Consider the following 20,305-nt stretch of genomic DNA (forward strand, 5'->3'; position numbering starts at 1 on the left):
TCTAAAGAGTGTATACGCTATGGAGTAAGATATAAGTGGGTGGCCGATAGACTATGGAGTAGGAAGCACCGGAACGCGGTCAGAATATGGCCGCCGGCGCTGGAACGCCGACGACCGGTGCTGTCCACTAACGACAGCATGTCAACAACCGAAACCCGACCCCAAAACGGTACTGGTAGCACAGAGCAGATCACCGACCTGCGCGACCTTCGCGTCGGCGACCGCGTCCGGCTAGAGGGACGCCCCAAGCCCGTCGAGGTCGTCGAGCTCGGCGTTCGCGAGAAGCACGACGCCCGCATCCCGAAGACGATCGAGACGCCGCTCGTCCGCGTCCGTGGTGACTGGGCGAACGCCGTCGACGTCGTCCTCGCGCACAAGCTCAACCGCTGGGACGACGGTGCCGTCCTCGAGGAGCTCGACGCCATCGTCGCCTGTGAGGACGAGACGCTCGAGCGTGGCGCGACCGTGACCGTCGAGCGCGTGGCCCGCGCCGAGGAGGTGGCCTGATGCGCGACATCATTCCCGCCGCGGAGAAGCGGATGAACGATATCGAGTCGGACGCGGCCGACGGGTTCGAGGCGACGATCTTGGAGAATCGGATGTACGAGGCGATCGGGCAGTCCGACGAAGTCCGCCAGCTCGTCGACGTCGCCGAGCGAGCATACGCCGTCGAAGAGGACAAGCGGTACGTGCGGCGCGCTCGTCGGGCGGCGTTCGGCGCCGCCGAAGAGCTCAACGAGCAGATAGACCTCGTCGTCGACGCCGCGATCGCCGCCGAGTGCGAGGCAGTGATCGAGGACGCCCGCGACGGCTGGTTCGATGACCATGCCGACGACGAGACGATCGAGGCTGCGTTCCAGGAGGCGTGTTCGTGGCTCGTCGAGCACGAACGTGCGGCTCGAGACGCCGGCATCGACGTCGATGGTGTCGTCTGGGATGAGGACGCCGACGAGGAGGTGTCGGCCGATGTCTGAGCAGGGTGCGATCGACCAGGACTTCGACGATGCCGAGCTCCCGTACGAGGAGCGCGTCGCGGCTGCCCTCGAGGACGTCCGTACGGAACCGATGCCGGGTGGCGTCGCGATCGACGTCGTCACGCGGCAGGCCGTGTTCGTCCGCCAGGAGAAGTACGAGAGCCTCGAGGCGCACTACGAGGCCGAAGGGTACGACCTGGCCACGTACAAGATGCATCCGTACCTGCCGGGGATCGGCGTCGACAACTCGGTGTACGAGTGCGTCTACCTCGACGGCAACCCGCAGAACGCCCACAAGCCGGGGAAGACGTACGACTTCCCGAGCGCGCGGCTGATGCACTTCCCCGCGGAGCAGGCGTGGGATGACTCGGAGGTCGGCGATGTCTAAGGCTGCCGAGTCCGCGTCGTCGACCGAGTCGTTCGAGGACCGTGCGGCACGCGCGCTGACCGAGCCGATGACTGTCATCGACGACCGGCTCGACCAGAGCCTCCGCGACGAGGAGTTCCTGGTCGTCACCGGCAGCGGGACGTACGTCGTCGACATGGTCGCCGAGGCGTGCGACTGTCCGGACGCGCTTCACCGCGCACCCGACGGCGGCTGTAAGCACATCCAGCGCGTGGCCTTGGCACGGGGCGAGCGGACGATCCCTGGCTGGGTCGACCGGTCGGCGATCGATCCGGAGCTGGGGCAGCACCTCACGGCGAGCCCACGCATCGCGACGCCCGACGGCCGGACGGAGGTGCTCGACTGATGACTGACAACGAGCACGCGAACTCGGCCAACGAGCAGGTTCGCCAGGCCCGTGAGAACAGCACGATCCCCGACTCGCGTGAGAACTACAGTTCGATCCGGCTCGTCGTCGACGGCGAGAAGCTCAACGCGAACAACCCGATCGACTTCCTGGTGCTCAAGCTGCTCCGTGGAAAGCGCTACGACGGCGCGTACGACGGCGACGAAGAGGCAGTCGCGAAGTGGGCGATCGCGTCGTGGTGTCAGGAGATCGGCTGGGCTCCCGACCTCACCGACTACGACGTCGGCGAGCAGGTCGATCTCGGCGACGAAGTGCCGTACCTCAACGCGGCGTTCTACGAGCACGAGCACGTCGACGACGATGACCTCAGCCGGGAGGTCGTGGAGTCTACCCTCGACATCGTCGAGGAGACGATCGTCGACGAGGACATGACCGGCGCGTCTCGGGAGCAGGTTGCTCGTGGGACGATCCAGCGTATCCGTCGGAAGCTCAACGAGGACGACGATGAGTGATCCAGAGCGCACGCCCGAGTCCGTTACAAGTACTTGTAATCGGTCGTCGTCTGGCGATCTCCCGACGCTCGAGTACGTCGGCGTCGACGGCGTCCGTCGCGTGCTCGACTTCCAACGCTGTCCGCACGCACCCTGGAACGCGCTCCTCGTCGAGCGTGAGCAGCGCCCCGGCGACGAGGGGATGCGTCACGTCGGCACCGAGCAGCTGCGCGAGCTCCGCGTCGACGGCGAGCCCGTGACCGCGATCTCGCTGGTCGACGTGCTGGAGGGTCCGTGATGCGCCTCCGCAACGTCATCGCGGACGTCCTCGAAGAGGCGGCCCGCGGTCGTCGTGCGAGCTCGAGTGCGTCCGCCGCGGTCGGTCGGATCCTCAAGCACCTCGGCGTCGCGAAGGCGTTCGAGGCGACCGCTCGGTGGATTCGGGTGGACGTCGAGGAGGAGTCGGCATGACCCTACGCTCATTCGCCGACTCCGAGACCGAGTTCCGGATCGTGGCCTCAGGGAGCCCGCCGTCGGTGGATGGCCTGTCGATTACAGAGCCGAAGTGGCTCGAATGCGTCTCCTGTGGTGCTCGCGTCCGGATCGACGCTGGTGACGAGACGCAGACGACGATCGACAATCTGCCGCACGACCGCGACTGCCCGCAGCGTGACGTGACCTCGCGCTACTACGTCGATCGGTTCGTTCGGTAGGCGATCTACCCTCTCCTTTCCAGAGCCGGCGTCGGATCCGCGTTAGATCTTCTGTTCCGATACGAGGTGATCGGAGAAGACGGGTTCTTCTACCAAAAGAACAGTATCCCGGACGCCCGGTACAGATTACTGCAGTCGATGACAGTGAGCTTCACTGAGTGGGTCTCCGAAAGCCTCTCACACCTCCAAACCGAGAACAGATCGCTCCCAAGCCGGATCGCACGTCCGCTCTACTACGCCTACGTCGGGGCGTTGTTGAGCGTGACCAAGCGGTATCGCTGGGGGACGAACGTCTTCGACCGCGACTGGGATCTCCTCGTCGTCCTCGACGCCTGTCGAGTTGACGCGCTTCGCGAGGTTGCCGACGAGTACGGATTCGTTGGAGATGTCGAGTCGATGACCTCCGTTGGTAGCACCTCCTTCGAGTGGATGAACCACACTTTCGACAGCAAACACCGAGGAAACGATCTCGCGGACAGCATACATCACTGGCAACACCTATACCCAGCGCGTTCTGGCGCAAAACGGGGATACGGGACATGCCGCGATGCCGTTTGGTCCCGGTGGGTATGATATCGTCCCTCCTGACGGGTTAGAGTATCTTGAGGAGTTATGGAAAGCAAAGTTGTCGGACGACTCGGACTGGGTCGTCGGCAGCGGCGACGAGACACGCCGATCGCCGCGCCATACCACCGACCGGGCGATCGAGGCCGGCCGGACGGTCGACGCCGATCGGCTCATGGTCCATTACATGTATCCCCACGACCCGTTCCCGCTCGCCGAATCAGAATTGTTCGAACCGTTCGACCCGTTGCGGGCCGGCGATGTCTCCCGGGAGATTGTGTGGGAGCGGTACCTGGATAATCTCCGATTCGTCCTCGATGAAGTCGAGGTGTTACTCGAGAACATCGACGCGGACGACGTGGCCATCACCGCCGACCACGGAGAGGCGTTCGGCGAGTTCGGCTTCTACCGGCACGTGATCGGCTGTCCACTACCCTGTATGCGTCGCGTTCCGTGGGTGAAGACGAAGGCCTCCGATACCGGCACGTACGAGCCCGAAGCACCGGACCCGACGATGGGCGAGACCGCTTCCACGAGGGATCGGCTTAAGCAGCTCGGGTACCTGTAACGTCTGACACAAACCACCCTCCGAACTCCACCCCTTCTTTATAACCTCGTCTCGCGTCATCCGTCGATGAGATGATAACTCAGTCGGAGGTCTTTCGCGAGGGTCGCCTCCCGCGGACGCTGGTCCACCGCGAGCCGGAGATGGACCAGGTCTCTCGTGCGCTCCAGCCCGCACTCCGTGGCGATCGCGCCGAGGACCTGCTCATCTCGGGCCCTTCTGGTGTGGGAAAGACTACGCTCGCCCGCCTCTTTCTCGACAACTCGCGGGCGCCGACGAACGTCGACGCGACGATCGTACGCTCGCTCGGGGAGACGACCGGGTCGATCCTCCGCGATGCCATCAACGAGCACCCGAGCGACGCGAGCGTCCACCGCGGCGTCGCGACCGACCAGCTGGCGGGCGTCCTTCGCGATGCCGTCGACGCGCCGTTCATCCTGGTCCTCGACGAGGCGGACGACCTTCCCGAGACGGATGTCCTCGAGGAACTCTCGAGCGTTCCGGGCGTGGCTGTCATCGCGATCGCACACGACGCCGACGACTGGCTCGCACGGATCGACCAGCGCCACCGCCCGCAGTTCGCCGGCGAGCATCACGTTCACCTCGACCGCTACTCGCCTGGAGAGCTCGCGGACATCCTCCAGCCCCGGGCCGACCAGGGTCTCGAGGCGGGCGCGGTCTCACGCGAGCAGCTCGAGCAGATCGCCGACGACGTCGCCGGGCGCGCTCGCAACGCCATCCAGACGCTCAAGTGGGCGGCGCGGCTCGCCGGTCGGCGCGGTCACGACTCGATCACGACGGCCGACATCGTCGACGCTCGCGAGGAGGCGCAACGAGAGATCCGTGCGGCCGCCCTCGAATCGCTGCCGTACCATCATCATGTGATGTTCGAACTCGTCCGTCGCGACGCCCCGATCGAGAGCCACGACCTCCACGAAGGGTACGAGGCGATCGCCGCCGAGGCGTACGCGGACCACGTCGGGACGCCGATCGGGAAACGCTCGCGAACGCTGAAGCTGCGGAAGCTCGCGGAGTACGGCCTCGTCGAGTGGACGGACCACGACGACAACTCGCGGACCTATCGCGTGACCGATCCCGGTATCGAGTCGCAGTTCGATATCCCGACCCCCCTCCGAAATTAACCCTCTCTATATACTGTCAACCATCGAATCGCTGGGTATGCCTTCCACGGCAACCCGCAAAACGATCGACGTTCGCGAGCTCGGGTTCGAACCAAACGGCTCCTTCGGGACCGATGTCGACGTCCAGGTCGACGACGCCGGCGACGAGACGGTCGTCGAGGTCGCCTACGAGGGCTGGGTGTGGACATTGGAGTTCGACAAGTACGGCCAGCTGACGGACGCGCCGACGGACTCGTCGCCGGCGTGGCTGGGCCCGGTGATCAAGAAGGCAGACCCAGCGCTCAAGGTGTGTTGAGATGGGCGACGTGATCGTCATCGACGAGTCAGAGCCCGGTGGGCAGTGGCGCTACGGCTGCCCGAACGGACACACCGATTGGATCAAGCGCGACGGCATGATCCAGTGCCGGAGTTGTCCGCATCCGAAGATACCCGGGCGCGTCAGCTACGACGTCGTCCTCGATCTGAAAACGGGACAGCAGATCGCCGTCGACGAGGTGCGCGTACGATGACTGGGCTACTCCCGCGCCTCGAGCTCGGCGGCGTCGAGCTCCTCGTCGAGGTAGGCGCGGCCTTCATCGGTGATTCCATAGAGGCCGCGGTGGACCTGGTCGAGGAGGCCGTAGTTAGCCAGTTCTTTACACCGGGTACTGGCGTACTGCCGGACCGGTCCGCCCTTCGCCTCGATCGCGATCGGCGTCAGATTCCCGTACTCCCGGATCAGTTCGAGAATCCGGTCATCAGACGGGGTCATCCAGTCGGCCGACTCGCGCATGACGTCCGTTGCTCGCGTTGCGGTGCTCATAGACTCACCGATACATGGCGTTTTGATACGGTTGTACTTGTAGCTATGGTTAATCGTCTCTTAACACTTTACAACCGTCAGTAACTTATTTGTAATAGGCAGAATAATGGCTAGTTGACCTGGCCTTCGCGGGACAAAACCCCGCCGGTGTGACAGCACCGACGGGCCGGGTCCCAGAGCGCCCCTCTGACGAGGGGATTTGACAGAGACCCATGAGAAGATCAGACAACAGGGACCTTAAGAATAGTCCCAATACGGCACGAGACGGCGCAGAGATTCTCGAGAGCGCATCGATCCTCGACGACGGGCACGTCCCGGCACCAGCTGGGCACGCGCCACGGATCGACGTCGAGCAGACCGACCCGGATAGTGAGACGCTCCGCGTGAGCGAGCGCGGTCGCGATGGCGCGTGGATCGAGTACGAACGCGTGGGGGTGCGCTGATGCGCGCGACCATCATCGCCCTCGCCCGCGACGACATCGCGGACCCGCACATCGAGAGCCGCGTCGAGAACGCCACGTACCCCGCGATCGACGCGACGGCGTACGAGCGGCTCGACGGGACCACGATCTACGCCGGCGACGCGGCGGCGAAGATCGACACGGAGCGCGAGGAGATCTACGTCTCCGACGACGCGATCATCACCGAGACCACGAAGGGTAAAGAGGACGCGTACTGCGAGTGGATCGCCGACCTCACCGCCGGCTGGGTCGGCGTCAATCGGTCGGACGGCGACTGGCTCTTCGACTCGCTCGGCGCGACGAACGGGACACTGATCCGGCGGGCCGTGATAGACGTCGACGGCTTCGCGAGCTACCTCTCGGACTACCCGAACGCCGACGCGTGGAACACCACGCAGACGCGCAGCCTCGATGCGGATGACGACGCCGAGGAGTCGACCATCAAGTACCACGACGCGGCACACCTCTCGGAGACGGGCGGCAGTCGTGAGACGACGATGCTCGGCTTCGAGTACTACTGGAACGACAACTACACCCGCGGCGTCGTCGCCGAGAGCGGCTACGTCGCGCTCTTCGACGGCGGTGACCGGGCCGGCGAGTACGCGGCCTTCATCAACTCGGAGATCCTGCCGTTCGCGAGCCTGCCCGAGGAGTTCCAGGGCGCGCTCAGCGACGCCCGCGGGACCGACGACCAGGGGGTGGAGGCCGATGGCGAGTGAGGATCGCGTGCTCCCGAACGGAGGAGAGATCCACTTCACCGACGAGCGAGATCCACACAGCGCCGATCGAGTCGAGTTCCTGCCCGGCGGCATGGTGAAGGCGATCTACAAGAGCCAGTATCAGCTCGAAGTGTACCCGCCGCACGTCATCGAGGGCGTGTACACGTTCACGAAACACCTCGAGGACGAGGAGTGGTGGTAACGATGTCTGAGCTAAGCGCGACTGACCACGTCCACGACCTCGCCGATCGGAACGCGATCTCGACGGCGATCGCCGACCGGCTTGACGACAACGGCTTCGAGACAGTCGCCGACCTCCTGATCGCTGATGTGAGCGACCTCGAGGACGTGCCGTACATCGGTGGGAAGCGGGCGGCGGCGATCCTCGAGGCAGTCGACGCTGTCGAGAAGCCCGCGCCGGAGCCGCGCGATGTCGACCTCGAGGCGACCGAGAGCGTGGTGAGCGAGGCCGCGATCCCGCTGTCGGTCCGGCGAGGCGAGAAGGTGCTCACGAGCCGCACGACTTCCGACAGCTATCACACGACCGCCTGTCGAAACGTTCGGAAGGACTCGAACCTCGCAGAGCGCTCGTGGAAGTACGCCGACACCCACGATCTTGAGGAGTGCGAGTACTGCTCGGGCGAGTGGAGCCCAGGCATCCGAGGCGACACCAGCGTCTCCGCCGTCACCGAGCCCCTCGAGTTCGATCCGGTTGCGGACGTTCTCGACGTCGGGCTCGGCGAGAAAGTCGCGATCGTCACCGAAGATGGAGAGTCCTGGGCGTCACCGTGGTGTGTTGTCGACGTCGACGAGACCGTGTCGTGGACGGCGCCGCTCGGTGAGGACTTCGAGACGCGGACAGTGACCGTCCGGACGAGTCCGCAGTCGGGTCGACAGTACGACCTCCTTGTCACGGGCGACGAGGTATGGATGGCCGGCCAGTACAAGGGCCAGCCGTATCAGCGACTCTGGCGCGTCGAACAGGTGAATCCGGTCGGCCGCATTGCGCAGTCGAGTTACTACCAGCTCGTCGGCCAGCAGCAAGAACAGGAGGATGCGAAGCCAGAAGGCGATGACACCTGGCGGCAGTACCAGTCGCTGGGTGAAGCATGAGCACGCAGTACCGCGTCGTCGACCGCGTCGAGCGTGAGACGGCCGAGATGCTCGAGCAGACTAACGCCGTCCTCGCGCACGATGACGACTCGACGTACGTCCTCGAGGAGGTGGATGACGATGGCGAGTGACGCTGGAATCACACCCCGTGACATCCTCGATGAGCGCGACGGGTGCGGCCCGACCAACCCTTCTATCGAAGAGACGCGAGCCGACTCATCTAGTGAGGAGGCACGGGCCGTCTGTACGCGCTTCGTCGCAGAGTTCGTCGACGACACCCGGATCGCGTCCTCTTCGCAGATCCACGCGGCGGTGGACGCCCCCGATGAGATGCGTGTTCAAGCGATCGGCCGAGCACTCGGCTGTCGGATGGCCGGGGTAACGCCCGAGGGGTTCCTCGCCGACGTCGAGATCTCGAAGTGGCGCGACTCTAATCCCACGAAGTGGCAGTTCGAACGCGTCTCGGGTGCCGCCGATCCGTCGATACCGGCACGCCCGCAGCGGAAGATCGACCTCGTCCGTGCGATCGAGACGGTCACCGATATCGACGGCCCGACAACGGTCGACGAGGAGACAGGCGGATCCCCACGCATCCGGATCTGCGTCGGATGGATGCGCGATGCGCTCGTGGCCGTGATCGACGCAGTCGACGCCGATGTCGACGACGACCTGGAGATCGAGGAGCTGACGAAACTCGAGTGCTCCGGCGTCCTCGAGCGCGTCGTGAGTGACGAGGTGAGCGGCTTTCCAGGTGATTGGAGCAAGCCGACGATCGCGGGGCTGTACGACATCCTCGTCGCCGGCCGCGATCCCGCGGAGGTGGAACTGTGAGGTCCTCCGTGTCGTTCGCGACGCGGTGGGTGCTGGTCGGTTCAGTCGTCGTGCTCGCGTGGATGCTCCTGGAGAGCGGTGGTGCGCTGTGAGCACGCGCTATCCGGTTCGGCGTCCGTCGGACCACCTTGACGAGCGGTTTCGCGTCCGCGCGAGTAGCGAGGCGGTGTCGGTCGCGACTGCGTGGGAGCGCGGGCTCCGCCTGGAGGTGCCGGCAGAGGCGCCGATCCCTCGTCACGATGAAGCGCGGTACGACGCCCGCGGCGACGTCGTCATCTTCCGGCGTGAGCAGACGCTCACGACGTGCTACGGCCTCCGGCCGGAGTACCTCACGGACATCCACGGCGTCGCGACGGCAGCCACCGTCGACGAACAGTTCGGAACGGCGTACTGTGCGGCGATCAACCCGCGGAATCTGGAGACGCTATAGCGATGAGCACTATATCAAAAGGTACGAGCGCTGACGAGCCCGATCCGGGAACGGATGACTGGGTTGAAGCGAACGAAGGATGGCTCGAGGAGGTCGCCGAGAGCGACCGGCAGGATGCGTGGGTCGCCAAGCGCGTACTCGAGAACTACCGGTCGTCGGATGAGGACGAGGAAGGTGGAGCAACATGATCGCCACGAGAGTCAACGTGGCTGTGGAGCTCCCGCGTCTTCAGGCGCTCGAGCCGGTCCTCGAGCTCGGCGATCGTGTCGAGCGTGGTGTCGCGAGCGGCATCCTGGACTTCACGGGCGTCTCGAGAGACGGCGTCGCCGCACTGCGGACAGTAGTCGTGGTGCGGGGCGACGGTCTCGGTACAGTTCCCACACCGACGTCGCGTCCGGTCGAGGGTGTCCTCGTCGGGCTCGAGGATGCCGGCCTTCTCGAAGATGGACTGGTTGTGCTCCTCGGCGGCGATGTGCTCGTAAGTCTCCCACATGTCCGTGTCGATGCTCCAGTGGACGCGGTGCTCGACTTCGGCCCGGTCGTACCCCTCGCGGCGCATCCGCGTCACGGCGCTGTGTCGGAAGTTGTGCGGGTTAGTCGGCTTGTCGACGCCGGCGTCGGCAGCGATCGAGTTGAGCAGCGAGCGGATGGTGTTCGGTGCGACCGTCCCGTCGCGCTCTTCGAGCTCGAAGCCGTTGCCCGGCAGCCGGTGGATGAAGGCTGCGTCCGGGTCGTTCGGCCGCGGGTGCGCGTTCCGGAGGTACGACCGGAGCGTCGCCCGGCTGTCGATGAGGGGGTACTCGTGGATGGGTGCGCCCTTCAGGCCGGCGGCGTCCTCGTTCGGCGTGTACGTCGCGACCTCGCCCTCGAGGTCGACGTCCTTGACGCGGAGGGTCGCCATCATGGAGAGTCGCGCCGCCGTATCGGAGAGGAACTCGATGATGGCGGTGTCACGGAGGCGCTTCGTCGCGTCGCAGAGCGCGCGGATGTCCTCCTCTTTGAGCATGTCCTCCGGCCGCACGTTGTTGTCGGGCTGGGGTGTCAGCTCGTAGTCGTCGGCCCACTCGGAGAGTTCGAGGTCGGTGTGGAGCTTCCGGATGACGAACTCGACGTTGCGGATCGTCCCGTCGGAGAGTCCGGGGTCGCTCCCACGGCCGTACTCAGGGTTGTGTCGGAGGTCGTAGACGTGCTCGTCCATGAGCGCCTCGGAGAGCTCGACGATCGGCGTGTCAAGGCGCTCGGCCGTCTTCCGGAGGTTTCGGAGGTAGGTCTGGATCGTCCCTTCGGTGACGCTGCCGTCGATCTTGGTGACCCAGCGCTTGACGGCACGGGCGTCAGCCTCGCAGTAGGGCCCGTCATCGAGAGCATCGAGCTCGCGCTGGAGGTACTCGCCGTAGCGCTGGTAGTCGTTGATCCGACTCATACACAGTGCGATGAGATGGCTTTCAATAAAACCCGGTTTAGAGAAAATAGTCTTTTTGCCTTCGGGGGGTGTCACGACCGGGTCGGGACGACGTCGATCGCCCGGTATATACGCGTTCGAGACCACGCGTCCGTATGGTCGACGTAGGCGACGACGCGCCCGACTTCTCCGCTTCGCTCGCGACCGACGACATCGAACCGTTCCGCCTCGCCGACCGGATCGGCGACGGGCCGATCGTGCTCGCCTTCTTCCCGGCGGCGTTCTCGAGCACCTGTTCCGACGAGATGCGAACGATCCGCGACGAGTTCGACCGATTCCCCGAGGCGTGTACCGTCCTCGGCGTCAGCACGGACCTCCCGCACGCGCTCGCGGCCTACCGCGAGGAGTACGACCTCCCGTTCGGCCTCGTCGCGGACCCGGACCACGACGCGATCGAGGCGTACGACGCGGTCGCGGACTTCGAGGGCTACGGCGTCGACGTGGTCGCCCGCCGGTCGGTGTTCGTGATCGACGCGGAAGGAACGGTCACGTATCGCTGGCTGGCGGACGAGCACGGCCAGGAGCCGGACTACGACGCGGTCGTCGACGCCGCGGCCGGCGCCATCGCCCCGAACTGAACGGGTCGAGCGACTCGATCTCCGACGCTCACTCCGGATCTCGAAGCCCCTCGAGCGCCTCGGGGTTCTCCATCGACGAGAGGTCGCCGGGGTCGTCGCCGCGGTGGACGGCGGAGATGGCCCGACGGATGACCTTCCCCGACTGCGTCTTCGGGAACGCGTCGACGAAGAGCACCTCGCGCGGCCGGAACGGCTTGCCGTGTTCCGCGCCGACGAGATCCCGCAGCTCCTCGCGGAGCGTCTCCGTCGGCTCGACGCCGGGCTCCAAGACGACGTAGGCGACGACCGCGGTCCCCGTCGTCCCGTCGGGGACGCCGACCGCGGCCGCCTGATTGACCGCGTCGTGGTCGATCAACACCCCCTCGATCTCGGCCGGGCCGACCTTTCGTCCGGCGACGTTGAGCGCGTCGTCGGCGCGGCCGTGGAGGAACCAGAAGCCGTCCGCGTCCTTCTGGGCGAAGTCGCCGTGGTCCCAGAGGTCGGGCCACGTCGACCAGTACTCCTCGAGGTAGCGCTCGTCGCCCGACCAGAGACTCCTCGTCATCGAGGGACACGAGTCGCGTGCGACGAGGTATCCCCGTTCGTGGTTCTCCATCACCGACTCGCCCGCCTCGTCGACGATATCGACGGCCATCCCGAGTCCGGGTCCGCCGAGGGTGCACGGCTTCAGCGGCTGGTTCGGCATGGGCATCAGAAAGCAGCCGCAGATCTCCGTGCCGCCCGAGATGTTGACGATCGGGCACTCGCCGCCCCCGACTTCCTCGTAGAACCACGTCCACGACTCGGGGTCCCACGGTTCGCCGGTGGAACCCAAGATCCGGAGACTCGAGAGGTCGTGGCCCTCGACCCACCCGTCCCCGTGCTTTCGCAGCGCCCGGATCGCGGTCGGCGAGACGCCGAACTGGGTGATGCCGTGGCGGTCGATCAGCTCCCAGTATCGATCCGGCTCGGGGTGGTCGGGCGCGCCCTCGTACATGAACACCGTGCCGCCGAAGGCGTGGTTGCCGATCAGCGTCCAGGGACCCATCATCCAGCCGATGTCGGCGACCCAGAAGAACCGGTCCGCCGGCTTCCGATCGAAGCCGAAGTGGATCTCCTTGGCGCACTGAACGAGGACGCCGGCGTGGGTGTGGACGATCCCCTTCGGCGTCCCGGTCGTCCCGGACGAGTAGAGGAGCATCGACTCCGCGTTCGAGGGGAGCCGTTTCGTCTCGTAGTCGGACGAACACGGACCGATCGCGTCCGACCACGTCGCGTCCCGTCCGTCGGTCCACGGGGCCGACTCGTCCGCGTCCCCGTCGGGAGTCGCACCGAGCCGGTCGTAGACGACCACGTTCTCGACGTGGCCCGCGTCGGCGATCGCGGCGTCCGCGGTCGCCTTCAGCCGAACCTCGCTCCCGCGGCGGCGGAAGCCGTCGCCGGTGAAGAGCACCGTCGGCTCGGCGTCGTCGATCCGGGTCGCGGTCGCCTCCCGCCCGAACCCCGAGAAGATCGGGACGGCGATCGCGCCGACCTTCAGACAGCCGTAGAGGATCGAGACGACCTCCGGAACCATCGGCATGTACAGCCCGACCGTGTCGCCGGTCCCCACCCCGACGGACTGGAGGTAGTTGGCGACGCGGTTGCTCTCTCGACGGAGCTCGTGAAAGGTGACCTCCCGCACGTCGCCGGGCTCGCCCTCCCAGATCAGCGCGACGCGGTTCCGGTTCGGCGAGTCGACGGCGGCGTGGCGGTCGACGACGTCGTGTGCGACGTTGATCTCCCCGCCGGGGTACCACTCCGTGAACTGCGGGCCGTTCTCGTCGTTTCGGACCGCGTCGTAGTCGGTGTAGAAATCGATCCCGAGGTAGTCGACGACCTCGTCCCAGAACCAGTCGACGCCCGACTCGGGCTCCCCGTCGACGGACGAGGTGGTACGCGCGATCAGCTCCTCGTAGTCGTCGATCCCGTACTCCCGCATGAACGCGGCGACGTTCGTCGACTCCGCGAACGCGGGATCGGGCTCGTGGACCACCTCGAATGTCGCCTCGTGCTCGTCCATCTCGACCGACCGTTCCCGCGGGGACAGTAAGTAACTTTCCTGAAGGTTCGTCGTCGGCGAGGGAGGTCCGCCCCGGCTCGCGGCGGCCGATCCGGCGGGATGGAGGCGACGCGGCTACCGGAGGTCGAGGCACTCGCCGGCGACCTCGACGGTCCCGTCGTCGACGACGACCGTCCCGTCGAAGGCGGCACAGACCCCGGCGTCCCACGCGAGTCGCCCCTCCCAGTCGTCGCCCGTGGCGGCGACCTCGTGGCGGCCCGCCGCCGCGACCGTCGCCTCGAACGCGCGGGCGACGCCGGAGCCGATCCGGTCGGACTCCTCCGCGTAGGTCGTCCCGTCGTCGCCGCGTACGACCACCGCCACGTCGACCGGCTCCTCGCCGCCGTTACGAACCGTGAGATCGAGGCGACCCGGCTCGTCCCCGCCCGAGCCGAGACAGCCGGCGAACGCGCCCGCCCCCGCCGCGGCGAGGAGTCGACGGCGGTCGATAAGCATCGCGGCTCGACTCGTCGGCACGGGACTACTCGCCGGGAGCGTCACCGCTCGCGTCCCCGCCCGTTCCCTCGTCGGCGTACGCCGTCTCGGGGACGATGTCCACCGAGGCGACCTCGTCGTCGGGTTCGAGGTCCATCACGATGACGCCCATCGTGTTCCGGCTCACCGTCGAGATCTCCTCGACGCGGGTCCGCATGATCTGGCCGTCCGCGCTCATCGCGATCAGGTGATCGCCGTACGTCACCGCCTCGATGGCGACCACGCTGCCGTTTCGATCCCCCGTCTTGATGTCGACGAGTCCCATCCCGTTGCGCGACTGCGGTCGGTACTCGTCGAGGTCCGAGCGCTTCCCGTAGCCGTTCTCGGTCACGGTGAGTACCCAGTTGTGGTAGTCGGCGTCAACCGCGGCCACGCCGGCGACGCGGTCGCCCTCCCGTAAGTCGATCCCGATCACGCCGCGGGCGGTCCGACCCATGGGTCGGACGTCGTCCTCGTCGAATCGGATCGCCATCCCGTCACGGCTCCCGATGACGATGTCGGTGTCACCGTCGGTCACCTCGACGTCGACGAGCTCGTCGCCGTCCTCCAGCCGGATCGCCCGGATCCCGGTCGACCGGATGTTGCCGAACTCGTCGACGGCGGTCCGCTTGATGTACCCGTCGCGCGTGACCATCGTGAGGAACTCGTCGTCGTCGAGGTCGCCGGTGTTCACGACCGCCTCGATCTCCTCGTCGTCGTCGAGATCGAGGAGGTTGACCGCGGACTTCCCGCGGGCGGTCCGGGACATCTCCGGGATCTCGTAGGTCTTCAGCCGGTAGATCTGCCCGTGGTTGGTGAACACGAGCAGGTAGTCGTGGGAGTTGGCCGCGAACACCGAGGAGACGCGGTCGCCCTCCTTGAGGTCCGCGCCGATGATCCCCTTCCCGCCCCGGTTCTGCGCCCTGAACGTCTCGAGGGGCATCCGCTTGATGTAGTCGTCCTCGCTCATGACGACGATACACTCCTCTTCCGGGATCAGGTCCTCGTGCGTGACCGATCCCGTGTCCTCGATGAAGCTCGTGCGACGCTCGTCGCCGTACTCCGCTTTCATCTCCTCGAGCTCCTCGATTATCACCGAGTCGAGCTCGTCGGGATCCTCGAGGATCGTCTCCAGCCGCTCGATCCGCGCGGTCACGTCCGCGTACTCCGACTCGATCTCCTGCGTCTCCATCGAGGTCAGCGACCCGAGCTGCATCCGGACGATGTGTTCGGCCTGCGGCTCCGAGAAGTCGTACTTCGCCTCGAGCGCCGCCCTCGCGGCGTCGCGGTCCTCGGAGTCCTGGATCGTCTCGACCACGCTGTCGACGTTCTCGAGCGCCTTCAACCGTCCCTCGAGGATGTGCGCGCGGTCCTCCCGCTCGTCGAGCTCGTGTTCGGAGCGTCGGCGGACCACCTCGCGGCGGTGCTCGACGTAGTGTTCGAGCGTCTCCTTCAGGTCCAGGACCTGCGGCGAGCCGTCGACCAACGCGAGGTTGATCACGCCGAACGTCCGCTCGAGGTGGCGCTCCAACAGCTGGTTCTTGACGACCTCCGCCATCGCGTCCCGCTTGAGCTCGACGACGACCCGGATCCCGTCGCGGTCGGACTCGTCGCGGAGGTCGCGGATCCCCTCGATCGCGCCCTCGTTGACGTCCTCGGCGATCCGCTCGACGAGCCGGGACTTGTTCTGCTGGAAGGGCAGCTCCGAGATAACGATCCGCCCCTCCGCCTCGTCGACCTCGAACTCGGCGCGGACCCGGATCCGGCCACGACCCGTCTTGTACGCTTTGTGGACCGCGTTGCGGCCGACGATGTTCGCGCCGGTCGGGAAGTCCGGCCCCTTCACGTGTTCCATCAGGTCCTCGACGGTGGCGTCGGGGTCCTCGATGAGTTCGACGGTGGCGTCTATCACCTCGCCGAGGTTGTGCGGCGGGACGTTCGTCGACATCCCGACGGCGATACCCGACGAGCCGTTGACGAGCAGGTGCGGCACCGCCGAGGGCAACACCGCCGGCTCCTCGAGTCGGTCGTCGTAGTTTGGAGTGAAATCGACCGTGTCGCGCTCGATGTCGGCGAGGAGTTCCTCGGCGATGGGGGCCATCCGCGCCTCCGTGTACCGCATCGCCGCGGGCGGGTCGCCGTCGACGGAGCCGAAGTTCCCCTGGCCGTCCACGAGCGGGTACCGCATCGAGAAGTCCTGGGCCATCCGCGCGAGCGTGTCGTAGATGGCGCTGTCGCCGTGCGGGTGGTAGTCACCCATCGTCTCGCCGACGATGGAGGAGGACTTTCGGTGTGCGGAGTTGCTCGTGACGCCCGCCTCGTGCATCGCGTAGAGGATGCGCCGGTGGACGGGCTTGAGCCCGTCGCGGACGTCCGGGAGCGCGCGGCCCGCGATGACCGACATCGCGTAGTCGATGTACGACTGCTCCATCTCGTCCTCGATGCGGGCGTTCGTCACCTGCGCGGCGCGGACGTCGCTCGGGTCGACGTCGGGGACGTCCGAGCTCATATGTCCACCCACTCCGCCTCGGTCGCGTGCTCCTTGATGAACTGCTTTCGCGGCTCGACCGCGTCGCCCATCAGGACGTTGAACATCCGGTCGGCCGCGGCCGCGTCGTCGACGTTGATGCGCTTGAGCCGACGGTTCTCCGGGTTCATCGTCGTCTCCCACAGCTGGTCGGGGTTCATCTCGCCGAGCCCCTTGAACCGCTGGACCTGCGTCGGGTTCCCGTCGCACTCCTCCTCGATTATTCGGTCGCGCTCGGCCTCCGTCATCGCGTCGTACGTCTCACCGCGGTAGCGCACGCGGTACAGCGGCGGCTGGGCCGCGTACACGTAGCCGGCCTCCAGAAGCGGTTTCATGTGTCGGTAGAGCAGGGTCAAGAGAAGCGTTCTGATGTGGGCTCCGTCGACGTCGGCGTCGGTATTGTGGGCGCACAGTCCGCCCATCCCCGCAATGAAGTTCTCGTCGGTTTCGACGGAGAAGTCGTATACGTACCGTCCGGACGGTTCCACTTCTTCGACCCGCCTCACCGTCAGTCCGACGAGGTCCTCGGATATGCCACGGTACTTCCGCGTTCCGTGGTTGTCCCACCCGGTCTCGACCTTCGAGCGCAGACGGTCGCCGTTTCGGTGCGGCTCCCAGACGTCTCGTATCTTCGCGAGATCCGACCGTGCCGACACCGTGACCGTGTGTCTAGCCGAGTTTGTTTTGTACCCGCATTCCAGATCATCAACATTCGTCTTCGAGTGGGACGCCACCACGCCCTGCGCGGAGAGCAGGTACATCACTCCGCTGGCGAGGTGACGCGAGGTCGTCGACCACGCGATCCGCTCTTCGTTAACCGTCCCGTCTCCGTGGAGATAGCCGCGGAGGAACGCCTGCTGGCAGTCCGACGAAACGTCGAAGACGAGGTCTGGGATCGTTTTCTCGCTCGCTCGGGAACCGTCGAATCCGAACACGTGTTCCCAGACGACGGCCGCAACGCGATTGACGATTTTTACCTCGTCGACGCGATCGTGGTTCCGAATCCGCTTCGCCGAGATACCGAACACGTGATCGAACGCGTCCTGATACCTCTCGGCCAGCGACTCGTTGTTCGCACCTATCGCGAGTCGGACGCCGTTCCGCGGTGAACTCGACCCGTCCGCCGCGTAGATACCGAGCAACTCGAAGAGGGTCTCGTCGAGTTGGACGTACCGATCGACACCGTGATCCGCGTGGTGTCGCGGCGTCAGTCGTACGGTCGCGTCGTCGGGTATCTCGTCGAGGTCGTCCATGGTGAGGTCGCTCACTCGGACGTAATCGCGGACGCGATTCGCTTGTGCGCCCTCGTACAGGTCGTTCCAGCGCTGATCGAGGAGCGAGTCCGTGACGGACACGTTTTCCATCGCGGCGGATGCCGACACGCCGACGGCGTCACAGTACGCCTGGAAGTTCGAGACGGTCGGACGCGAGTTCCCCCGCTCCCACTGCGACACCGTGATGGGCTGGGAGATCCCGATCGCGTCACAGACGTCCTGTTGAGTGAGGCCGGTCTCCTCCCGCCGTTCGCGAAGGGTCGTTCGAACCGGTTCGGGAGCCTCGACTCGCGGTTCGGCCCGGGCCACGGCTCCGCCGTCCGTCGCGTACTCCTCCCGAACGCGCCGTTTGAACAGTTCCTCGATCCCGGGACCGCGCGCGAACAGTTCGGAGTCGAACTCGTCGGATCGTTCGACGAGCTCCGCGAGAAGATCGATCTCCTCTCCGTCACGGTCTCCGGAAAGCGGAACGGACCGGGGTGCGACTACCCGGTCGCCGACGCCGATCTCGTCGCCTCTCGCGAGCTCGATCCCGTCGTCCCGGTGGACGAACACGCTGTGTGAGGCGGTGACTTTCAGATTCCGTCCGTAGGCGGTCTCGATCTCGTACAGCGGCTCGTCGATCTCGTGCCGGATGACCTGATCGATCGGTCGGAATTTCGTCCGATCGTCGTCCCTCCCGAAACAGAGGACCTCGTAGCCCTCGTAGCCGCTTCCGTCGGCCTCAACCACGCGATCGACGAACTCTCCGATCTCCACGAACCGTGTGTTTCCGTCAGCGTCGCGAACGAATCCGTGTTCTTCGCCGTCGACGCTCATCAGGATGATCTTGTTGTACCGGACGTCCTCGATGTCGAACTCCTCGCCGATCCCCGCGCCGATCGCGGTGATCAGCGCGCGGATCTCGTCGTTCTCGAGGATGCGGTCGAGCCGGTGCTTCTCGACGTTGAGGATCTTGCCCTTGAGCGGGAGGATCGCCTGGTTCTCTCGGTTGCGGCCCTGCTTGGCGCTACCGCCGGCGCTGTCGCCCTCCACCACGAACAGCTCCGCCTCCGCGGGGTCGCGGGTCTGACAGTCCGCGAGCTTGCCGGGCAGCGCGGTCGACTCCAGCGCGGACTTCCGGCGGGTCAGCTCCTCGGCCTTCTTCGCGGCCTTCCGCGCCCTGGCGGCCTCCGCGGCCTTGTGGACGATCTTGCGGGCGGTGTCGGGGTTCTCTTCGAGGAAGGTGCCGAGCTTCGCGTGGGTCGCCGACTCGACGACGCCGCGGACCTCGCTGTTGCCGAGCTTCGTCTTCGTCTGCCCCTCGAACTGCGGGTCGGGGTGTTTGATCGAGATGACGGCGGTGAGCCCCTCGCGGACGTCCTCGCCCTTGAGGTTGGCGTCGAGGTCGTCGACGAGCCCGTGTTCGTTCGCGTAGTCGTTGACGACGCGGGTGAGCGCCGTCTTGAACCCGGTGAGGTGGGTGCCGCCCTCGCGGGTGTTGATGTTGTTCGCGAACGCGTGGACGGAGCCCTGAAGCTCCTCGGTCGCCTGCATCGCGACCTCGACGTGGACGCCGTCCTCCTCGTCCTCGAAGTAGATCACGTCGTCGTGGATCGGCGTACGCGTCTCGTTGAGGTAGCCGACGAACTCGCGGATTCCGCCGTCGTACCGGAACGTCTCGCGGTTCCCGTCGCGTTCGTCCGCCAGCGTGATCGCCACCCCGGAGTTGAGGAAGGCGAGCTCGCGGAGCCGGTTGGAGAGCGTGGAGAACTCGAAGTCGGTCGTCTCGAAGATATCCTCGTCGGGCCAAAACCGAATGTAGGTGCCGGTCCCCTCCGCCGAGTCCAGATCCCGGACGCGTTCGAACCCGTCGGGCTCGGGCTCGCCCCGCTCGAACTCGTGTCTGTAGACGCCGCCGTCGCGTTTCACCTCGACCTCCAGGCGCTCGGAGAGCGCGTTGACGACGCTGACGCCGACGCCGTGGAGCCCGCCGGAGACCTGGTAGGACTTCGAGTCGAACTTCCCGCCGGCGTGGAGGACGGTCATGATGACCTCGAGCGCCGGCCGGTCGTACTTCTCGTGGGTGTCGACGGGGATGCCGCGACCGTCGTCCCGGACGCTCACGGAGCCGTCCTCGTGGACCGCCACGTCGATCTCCTCACAGTACCCCGCGAGCGCCTCGTCGATGGCGTTGTCGACGACTTCGTAGACGAGATGGTGGAGCCCGCGTCCGTCCGTGGACCCGACGTACATCGCCGGACGCTTTCGGACGGCCTGAAGGCCCTCGAGGACCTGAATCTGGCCGGCTCCGTATTCGGTCTCCTCTGGCATAGAACTTGACGGGAATAGTCCGTGCCGGGTTATAAACCCG

The 20,305-nt window shown here is 66.0% G+C and carries 25 protein-coding genes and 3 pseudogenes; 20 read left to right on the forward strand and 8 right to left on the reverse strand.

What is annotated here, in order from left to right:
• Positions 1–138 precede the first annotated feature (138 nt).
• From NO889_RS04530 to NO889_RS04590, 13 genes are all read left to right on the forward strand, one after another.
• On the forward strand, positions 139–507 hold the full coding sequence (locus tag NO889_RS04530) for a hypothetical protein (protein WP_256411076.1): 369 nt from the start codon (positions 139–141) through the stop codon (positions 505–507).
• On the forward strand, positions 507–974 hold the full coding sequence (locus tag NO889_RS04535) for a hypothetical protein (RefSeq protein WP_256411077.1): 468 nt from the start codon (positions 507–509) through the stop codon (positions 972–974). The genes NO889_RS04530 and NO889_RS04535 overlap by 1 nt, the downstream gene beginning before the upstream one ends.
• Complete coding sequence (locus NO889_RS04540) at positions 967–1,362, forward strand: hypothetical protein (RefSeq protein ID WP_256411078.1); 396 nt, start codon at positions 967–969, stop codon at positions 1,360–1,362. Before NO889_RS04535 ends, NO889_RS04540 begins: the two co-directional genes overlap by 8 nt.
• Positions 1,355–1,726 carry a hypothetical protein gene (locus tag NO889_RS04545; protein WP_256411079.1) on the forward strand — a complete coding sequence of 124 codons (372 nt, stop codon included), beginning with the start codon at positions 1,355–1,357 and terminating at the stop codon, positions 1,724–1,726. The genes NO889_RS04540 and NO889_RS04545 overlap by 8 nt, the downstream gene beginning before the upstream one ends.
• Positions 1,726–2,238 (forward strand): hypothetical protein, encoded by a 513-nt coding sequence (locus tag NO889_RS04550; protein ID WP_256411080.1) that lies wholly within the window; start codon positions 1,726–1,728, stop codon positions 2,236–2,238. Before NO889_RS04545 ends, NO889_RS04550 begins: the two co-directional genes overlap by 1 nt.
• Entirely contained in the window at positions 2,231–2,515 is a 285-nt protein-coding gene (locus tag NO889_RS04555; protein WP_256411081.1) for a hypothetical protein, read from the forward strand. Before NO889_RS04550 ends, NO889_RS04555 begins: the two co-directional genes overlap by 8 nt.
• A complete protein-coding gene (locus tag NO889_RS04560; protein WP_256411082.1) occupies positions 2,515–2,688 on the forward strand; it encodes a hypothetical protein in 174 nt (57 codons plus the stop codon). Before NO889_RS04555 ends, NO889_RS04560 begins: the two co-directional genes overlap by 1 nt.
• The gene (locus NO889_RS04565) at positions 2,685–2,930 is read left to right on the forward strand and encodes a hypothetical protein (protein ID WP_256411083.1); all 246 of its coding nucleotides are present in this window, start codon (positions 2,685–2,687) and stop codon (positions 2,928–2,930) included. The genes NO889_RS04560 and NO889_RS04565 overlap by 4 nt, the downstream gene beginning before the upstream one ends.
• Positions 2,931–2,996: 66 nt before the next feature.
• Positions 2,997–3,503 (forward strand): hypothetical protein, encoded by a 507-nt coding sequence (locus NO889_RS04570; RefSeq protein ID WP_256411084.1) that lies wholly within the window; start codon positions 2,997–2,999, stop codon positions 3,501–3,503.
• Positions 3,478–4,062 (forward strand): alkaline phosphatase family protein, encoded by a 585-nt coding sequence (locus NO889_RS04575; RefSeq protein ID WP_256411085.1) that lies wholly within the window; start codon positions 3,478–3,480, stop codon positions 4,060–4,062. Before NO889_RS04570 ends, NO889_RS04575 begins: the two co-directional genes overlap by 26 nt.
• A 71-nt stretch (positions 4,063–4,133) precedes the next feature.
• Positions 4,134–5,201, forward strand: a complete 1,068-nt coding sequence (locus NO889_RS04580) for a Cdc6/Cdc18 family protein (RefSeq protein WP_256411086.1) — start codon at positions 4,134–4,136, stop codon at positions 5,199–5,201.
• A 37-nt stretch (positions 5,202–5,238) separates the two neighbouring features.
• A complete protein-coding gene (locus tag NO889_RS04585) occupies positions 5,239–5,496 on the forward strand; it encodes a hypothetical protein (RefSeq protein WP_256411087.1) in 258 nt (85 codons plus the stop codon).
• A gap of 1 nt (position 5,497) precedes the next feature.
• A complete protein-coding gene (locus NO889_RS04590) occupies positions 5,498–5,710 on the forward strand; it encodes an SH3 domain-containing protein (RefSeq protein ID WP_256411088.1) in 213 nt (70 codons plus the stop codon).
• Between the two features lie 5 nt (positions 5,711–5,715).
• Here the strand turns inward: NO889_RS04590 and NO889_RS04595 are convergent, their stop codons facing one another.
• Positions 5,716–5,973: a PhiH1 repressor gene (locus NO889_RS04595; RefSeq protein ID WP_379787388.1), complete on the reverse strand. Its 258-nt coding sequence runs from the start codon at positions 5,971–5,973 to the stop codon at positions 5,716–5,718.
• A 472-nt stretch (positions 5,974–6,445) separates the two neighbouring features.
• Here NO889_RS04595 and NO889_RS04600 point away from each other — a divergent pair, with 472 nt between their 5' ends.
• The 6 genes from NO889_RS04600 to NO889_RS04625 all read left to right on the forward strand — a co-directional run bounded on the left by NO889_RS04600 (position 6,446) and on the right by NO889_RS04625 (position 9,557).
• Positions 6,446–7,183 (forward strand): hypothetical protein, encoded by a 738-nt coding sequence (locus NO889_RS04600; protein ID WP_256411090.1) that lies wholly within the window; start codon positions 6,446–6,448, stop codon positions 7,181–7,183.
• Positions 7,173–7,385, forward strand: a complete 213-nt coding sequence (locus NO889_RS04605) for a hypothetical protein (protein ID WP_256411091.1) — start codon at positions 7,173–7,175, stop codon at positions 7,383–7,385. The genes NO889_RS04600 and NO889_RS04605 overlap by 11 nt, the downstream gene beginning before the upstream one ends.
• A 2-nt stretch (positions 7,386–7,387) precedes the next feature.
• A complete protein-coding gene (locus NO889_RS04610; RefSeq protein WP_256411092.1) occupies positions 7,388–8,296 on the forward strand; it encodes a helix-hairpin-helix domain-containing protein in 909 nt (302 codons plus the stop codon).
• Positions 8,293–8,427 carry a hypothetical protein gene (locus NO889_RS04615; protein ID WP_256411093.1) on the forward strand — a complete coding sequence of 45 codons (135 nt, stop codon included), beginning with the start codon at positions 8,293–8,295 and terminating at the stop codon, positions 8,425–8,427. The genes NO889_RS04610 and NO889_RS04615 overlap by 4 nt, the downstream gene beginning before the upstream one ends.
• Positions 8,417–9,127: a hypothetical protein gene (locus NO889_RS04620; protein WP_256411094.1), complete on the forward strand. Its 711-nt coding sequence runs from the start codon at positions 8,417–8,419 to the stop codon at positions 9,125–9,127. Before NO889_RS04615 ends, NO889_RS04620 begins: the two co-directional genes overlap by 11 nt.
• Before the next feature lie 88 nt (positions 9,128–9,215).
• Positions 9,216–9,557, forward strand: coding sequence for a hypothetical protein (locus tag NO889_RS04625; RefSeq protein ID WP_256411095.1), 342 nt, complete (start codon positions 9,216–9,218; stop codon positions 9,555–9,557).
• Between the two features lie 145 nt (positions 9,558–9,702).
• Here NO889_RS04625 and NO889_RS04630 read toward each other — a convergent pair whose 3' ends face one another.
• The gene (locus NO889_RS04630) at positions 9,703–10,980 is read right to left on the reverse strand and encodes a tyrosine-type recombinase/integrase (RefSeq protein WP_256411096.1); all 1,278 of its coding nucleotides are present in this window, start codon (positions 10,978–10,980) and stop codon (positions 9,703–9,705) included.
• Between the two features lie 134 nt (positions 10,981–11,114).
• Between NO889_RS04630 and NO889_RS04635 the strand changes: the two genes are divergently transcribed.
• A complete protein-coding gene (locus NO889_RS04635) occupies positions 11,115–11,597 on the forward strand; it encodes a redoxin domain-containing protein (RefSeq protein ID WP_256411097.1) in 483 nt (160 codons plus the stop codon).
• A gap of 28 nt (positions 11,598–11,625) precedes the next feature.
• Here the strand turns inward: NO889_RS04635 and NO889_RS04640 are convergent, their stop codons facing one another.
• The 6 genes and pseudogenes from NO889_RS04640 to NO889_RS16580 all read right to left on the reverse strand — a co-directional run.
• On the reverse strand, positions 11,626–13,638 hold the full coding sequence (locus tag NO889_RS04640; protein ID WP_256411098.1) for an AMP-binding protein: 2,013 nt from the start codon (positions 13,636–13,638) through the stop codon (positions 11,626–11,628).
• 114 nt (positions 13,639–13,752) lie between these two features.
• Entirely contained in the window at positions 13,753–14,127 is a 375-nt protein-coding gene (locus tag NO889_RS04645) for a hypothetical protein (RefSeq protein WP_256411306.1), read from the reverse strand.
• Positions 14,128–14,158: 31 nt separating this feature from the next.
• Complete coding sequence (gene gyrA, locus NO889_RS04650) at positions 14,159–16,660, reverse strand: DNA gyrase subunit A (protein ID WP_256411099.1); 2,502 nt, start codon at positions 16,658–16,660, stop codon at positions 14,159–14,161.
• Positions 16,657–17,076, reverse strand: a pseudogene (locus NO889_RS16420) (DNA topoisomerase IV subunit B); the annotation flags it as partial. The pseudogene NO889_RS16420 and the gene gyrA, both read right to left, overlap by 4 nt.
• 6 nt (positions 17,077–17,082) lie before the next feature.
• Positions 17,083–18,771: pseudogene (locus NO889_RS16575) on the reverse strand (helix-turn-helix domain-containing protein); the annotation flags it as partial.
• Positions 18,757–20,265, reverse strand: a pseudogene (locus NO889_RS16580) (DNA gyrase subunit B); the annotation flags it as partial. The pseudogenes NO889_RS16580 and NO889_RS16575, both read right to left, overlap by 15 nt.
• Between the last annotated feature and the right edge of the window lie 40 nt (positions 20,266–20,305).

It is taken from the genome of Halorubrum rubrum, from assembly GCF_024494685.1.
GTDB lineage: Archaea > Halobacteriota > Halobacteria > Halobacteriales > Haloferacaceae > Halorubrum > Halorubrum rubrum.

Bases quoted from the DNA above. Each gene is read 5' to 3' on its own strand.
- NO889_RS04610 (WP_256411092.1), top strand. From the start codon at position 7,388: ATGTCTGAGCTAAGCGCGACTGACCACGTCCACGACCTCGCCGATCGG.
- NO889_RS04620 (WP_256411094.1), top strand. From the start codon at position 8,417: ATGGCGAGTGACGCTGGAATCACACCCCGTGACATCCTCGATGAGCGC.
- NO889_RS04585 (WP_256411087.1), top strand. From the start codon at position 5,239: ATGCCTTCCACGGCAACCCGCAAAACGATCGACGTTCGCGAGCTCGGG.
- NO889_RS04600 (WP_256411090.1), top strand. From the start codon at position 6,446: ATGCGCGCGACCATCATCGCCCTCGCCCGCGACGACATCGCGGACCCG.
- NO889_RS04635 (WP_256411097.1), top strand. From the start codon at position 11,115: ATGGTCGACGTAGGCGACGACGCGCCCGACTTCTCCGCTTCGCTCGCG.
- gyrA (WP_256411099.1), bottom strand. From the start codon at position 16,660: ATGAGCTCGGACGTCCCCGACGTCGACCCGAGCGACGTCCGCGCCGCG.
- NO889_RS04550 (WP_256411080.1), top strand. From the start codon at position 1,726: ATGACTGACAACGAGCACGCGAACTCGGCCAACGAGCAGGTTCGCCAG.
- NO889_RS04640 (WP_256411098.1), bottom strand. From the start codon at position 13,638: ATGGACGAGCACGAGGCGACATTCGAGGTGGTCCACGAGCCCGATCCC.
- NO889_RS04560 (WP_256411082.1), top strand. From the start codon at position 2,515: ATGCGCCTCCGCAACGTCATCGCGGACGTCCTCGAAGAGGCGGCCCGC.
- NO889_RS04540 (WP_256411078.1), top strand. From the start codon at position 967: ATGTCTGAGCAGGGTGCGATCGACCAGGACTTCGACGATGCCGAGCTC.
- NO889_RS04615 (WP_256411093.1), top strand. From the start codon at position 8,293: ATGAGCACGCAGTACCGCGTCGTCGACCGCGTCGAGCGTGAGACGGCC.
- NO889_RS04530 (WP_256411076.1), top strand. From the start codon at position 139: ATGTCAACAACCGAAACCCGACCCCAAAACGGTACTGGTAGCACAGAG.
- NO889_RS04535 (WP_256411077.1), top strand. From the start codon at position 507: ATGCGCGACATCATTCCCGCCGCGGAGAAGCGGATGAACGATATCGAG.
- NO889_RS04595 (WP_379787388.1), bottom strand. From the start codon at position 5,973: ATGCGCGAGTCGGCCGACTGGATGACCCCGTCTGATGACCGGATTCTC.
- NO889_RS04565 (WP_256411083.1), top strand. From the start codon at position 2,685: ATGACCCTACGCTCATTCGCCGACTCCGAGACCGAGTTCCGGATCGTG.
- NO889_RS04545 (WP_256411079.1), top strand. From the start codon at position 1,355: ATGTCTAAGGCTGCCGAGTCCGCGTCGTCGACCGAGTCGTTCGAGGAC.
- NO889_RS04605 (WP_256411091.1), top strand. From the start codon at position 7,173: ATGGCGAGTGAGGATCGCGTGCTCCCGAACGGAGGAGAGATCCACTTC.
- NO889_RS04630 (WP_256411096.1), bottom strand. From the start codon at position 10,980: ATGAGTCGGATCAACGACTACCAGCGCTACGGCGAGTACCTCCAGCGC.
- NO889_RS04590 (WP_256411088.1), top strand. From the start codon at position 5,498: ATGGGCGACGTGATCGTCATCGACGAGTCAGAGCCCGGTGGGCAGTGG.
- NO889_RS04555 (WP_256411081.1), top strand. From the start codon at position 2,231: ATGAGTGATCCAGAGCGCACGCCCGAGTCCGTTACAAGTACTTGTAAT.
- NO889_RS04580 (WP_256411086.1), top strand. From the start codon at position 4,134: ATGATAACTCAGTCGGAGGTCTTTCGCGAGGGTCGCCTCCCGCGGACG.
- NO889_RS04575 (WP_256411085.1), top strand. From the start codon at position 3,478: ATGCCGTTTGGTCCCGGTGGGTATGATATCGTCCCTCCTGACGGGTTA.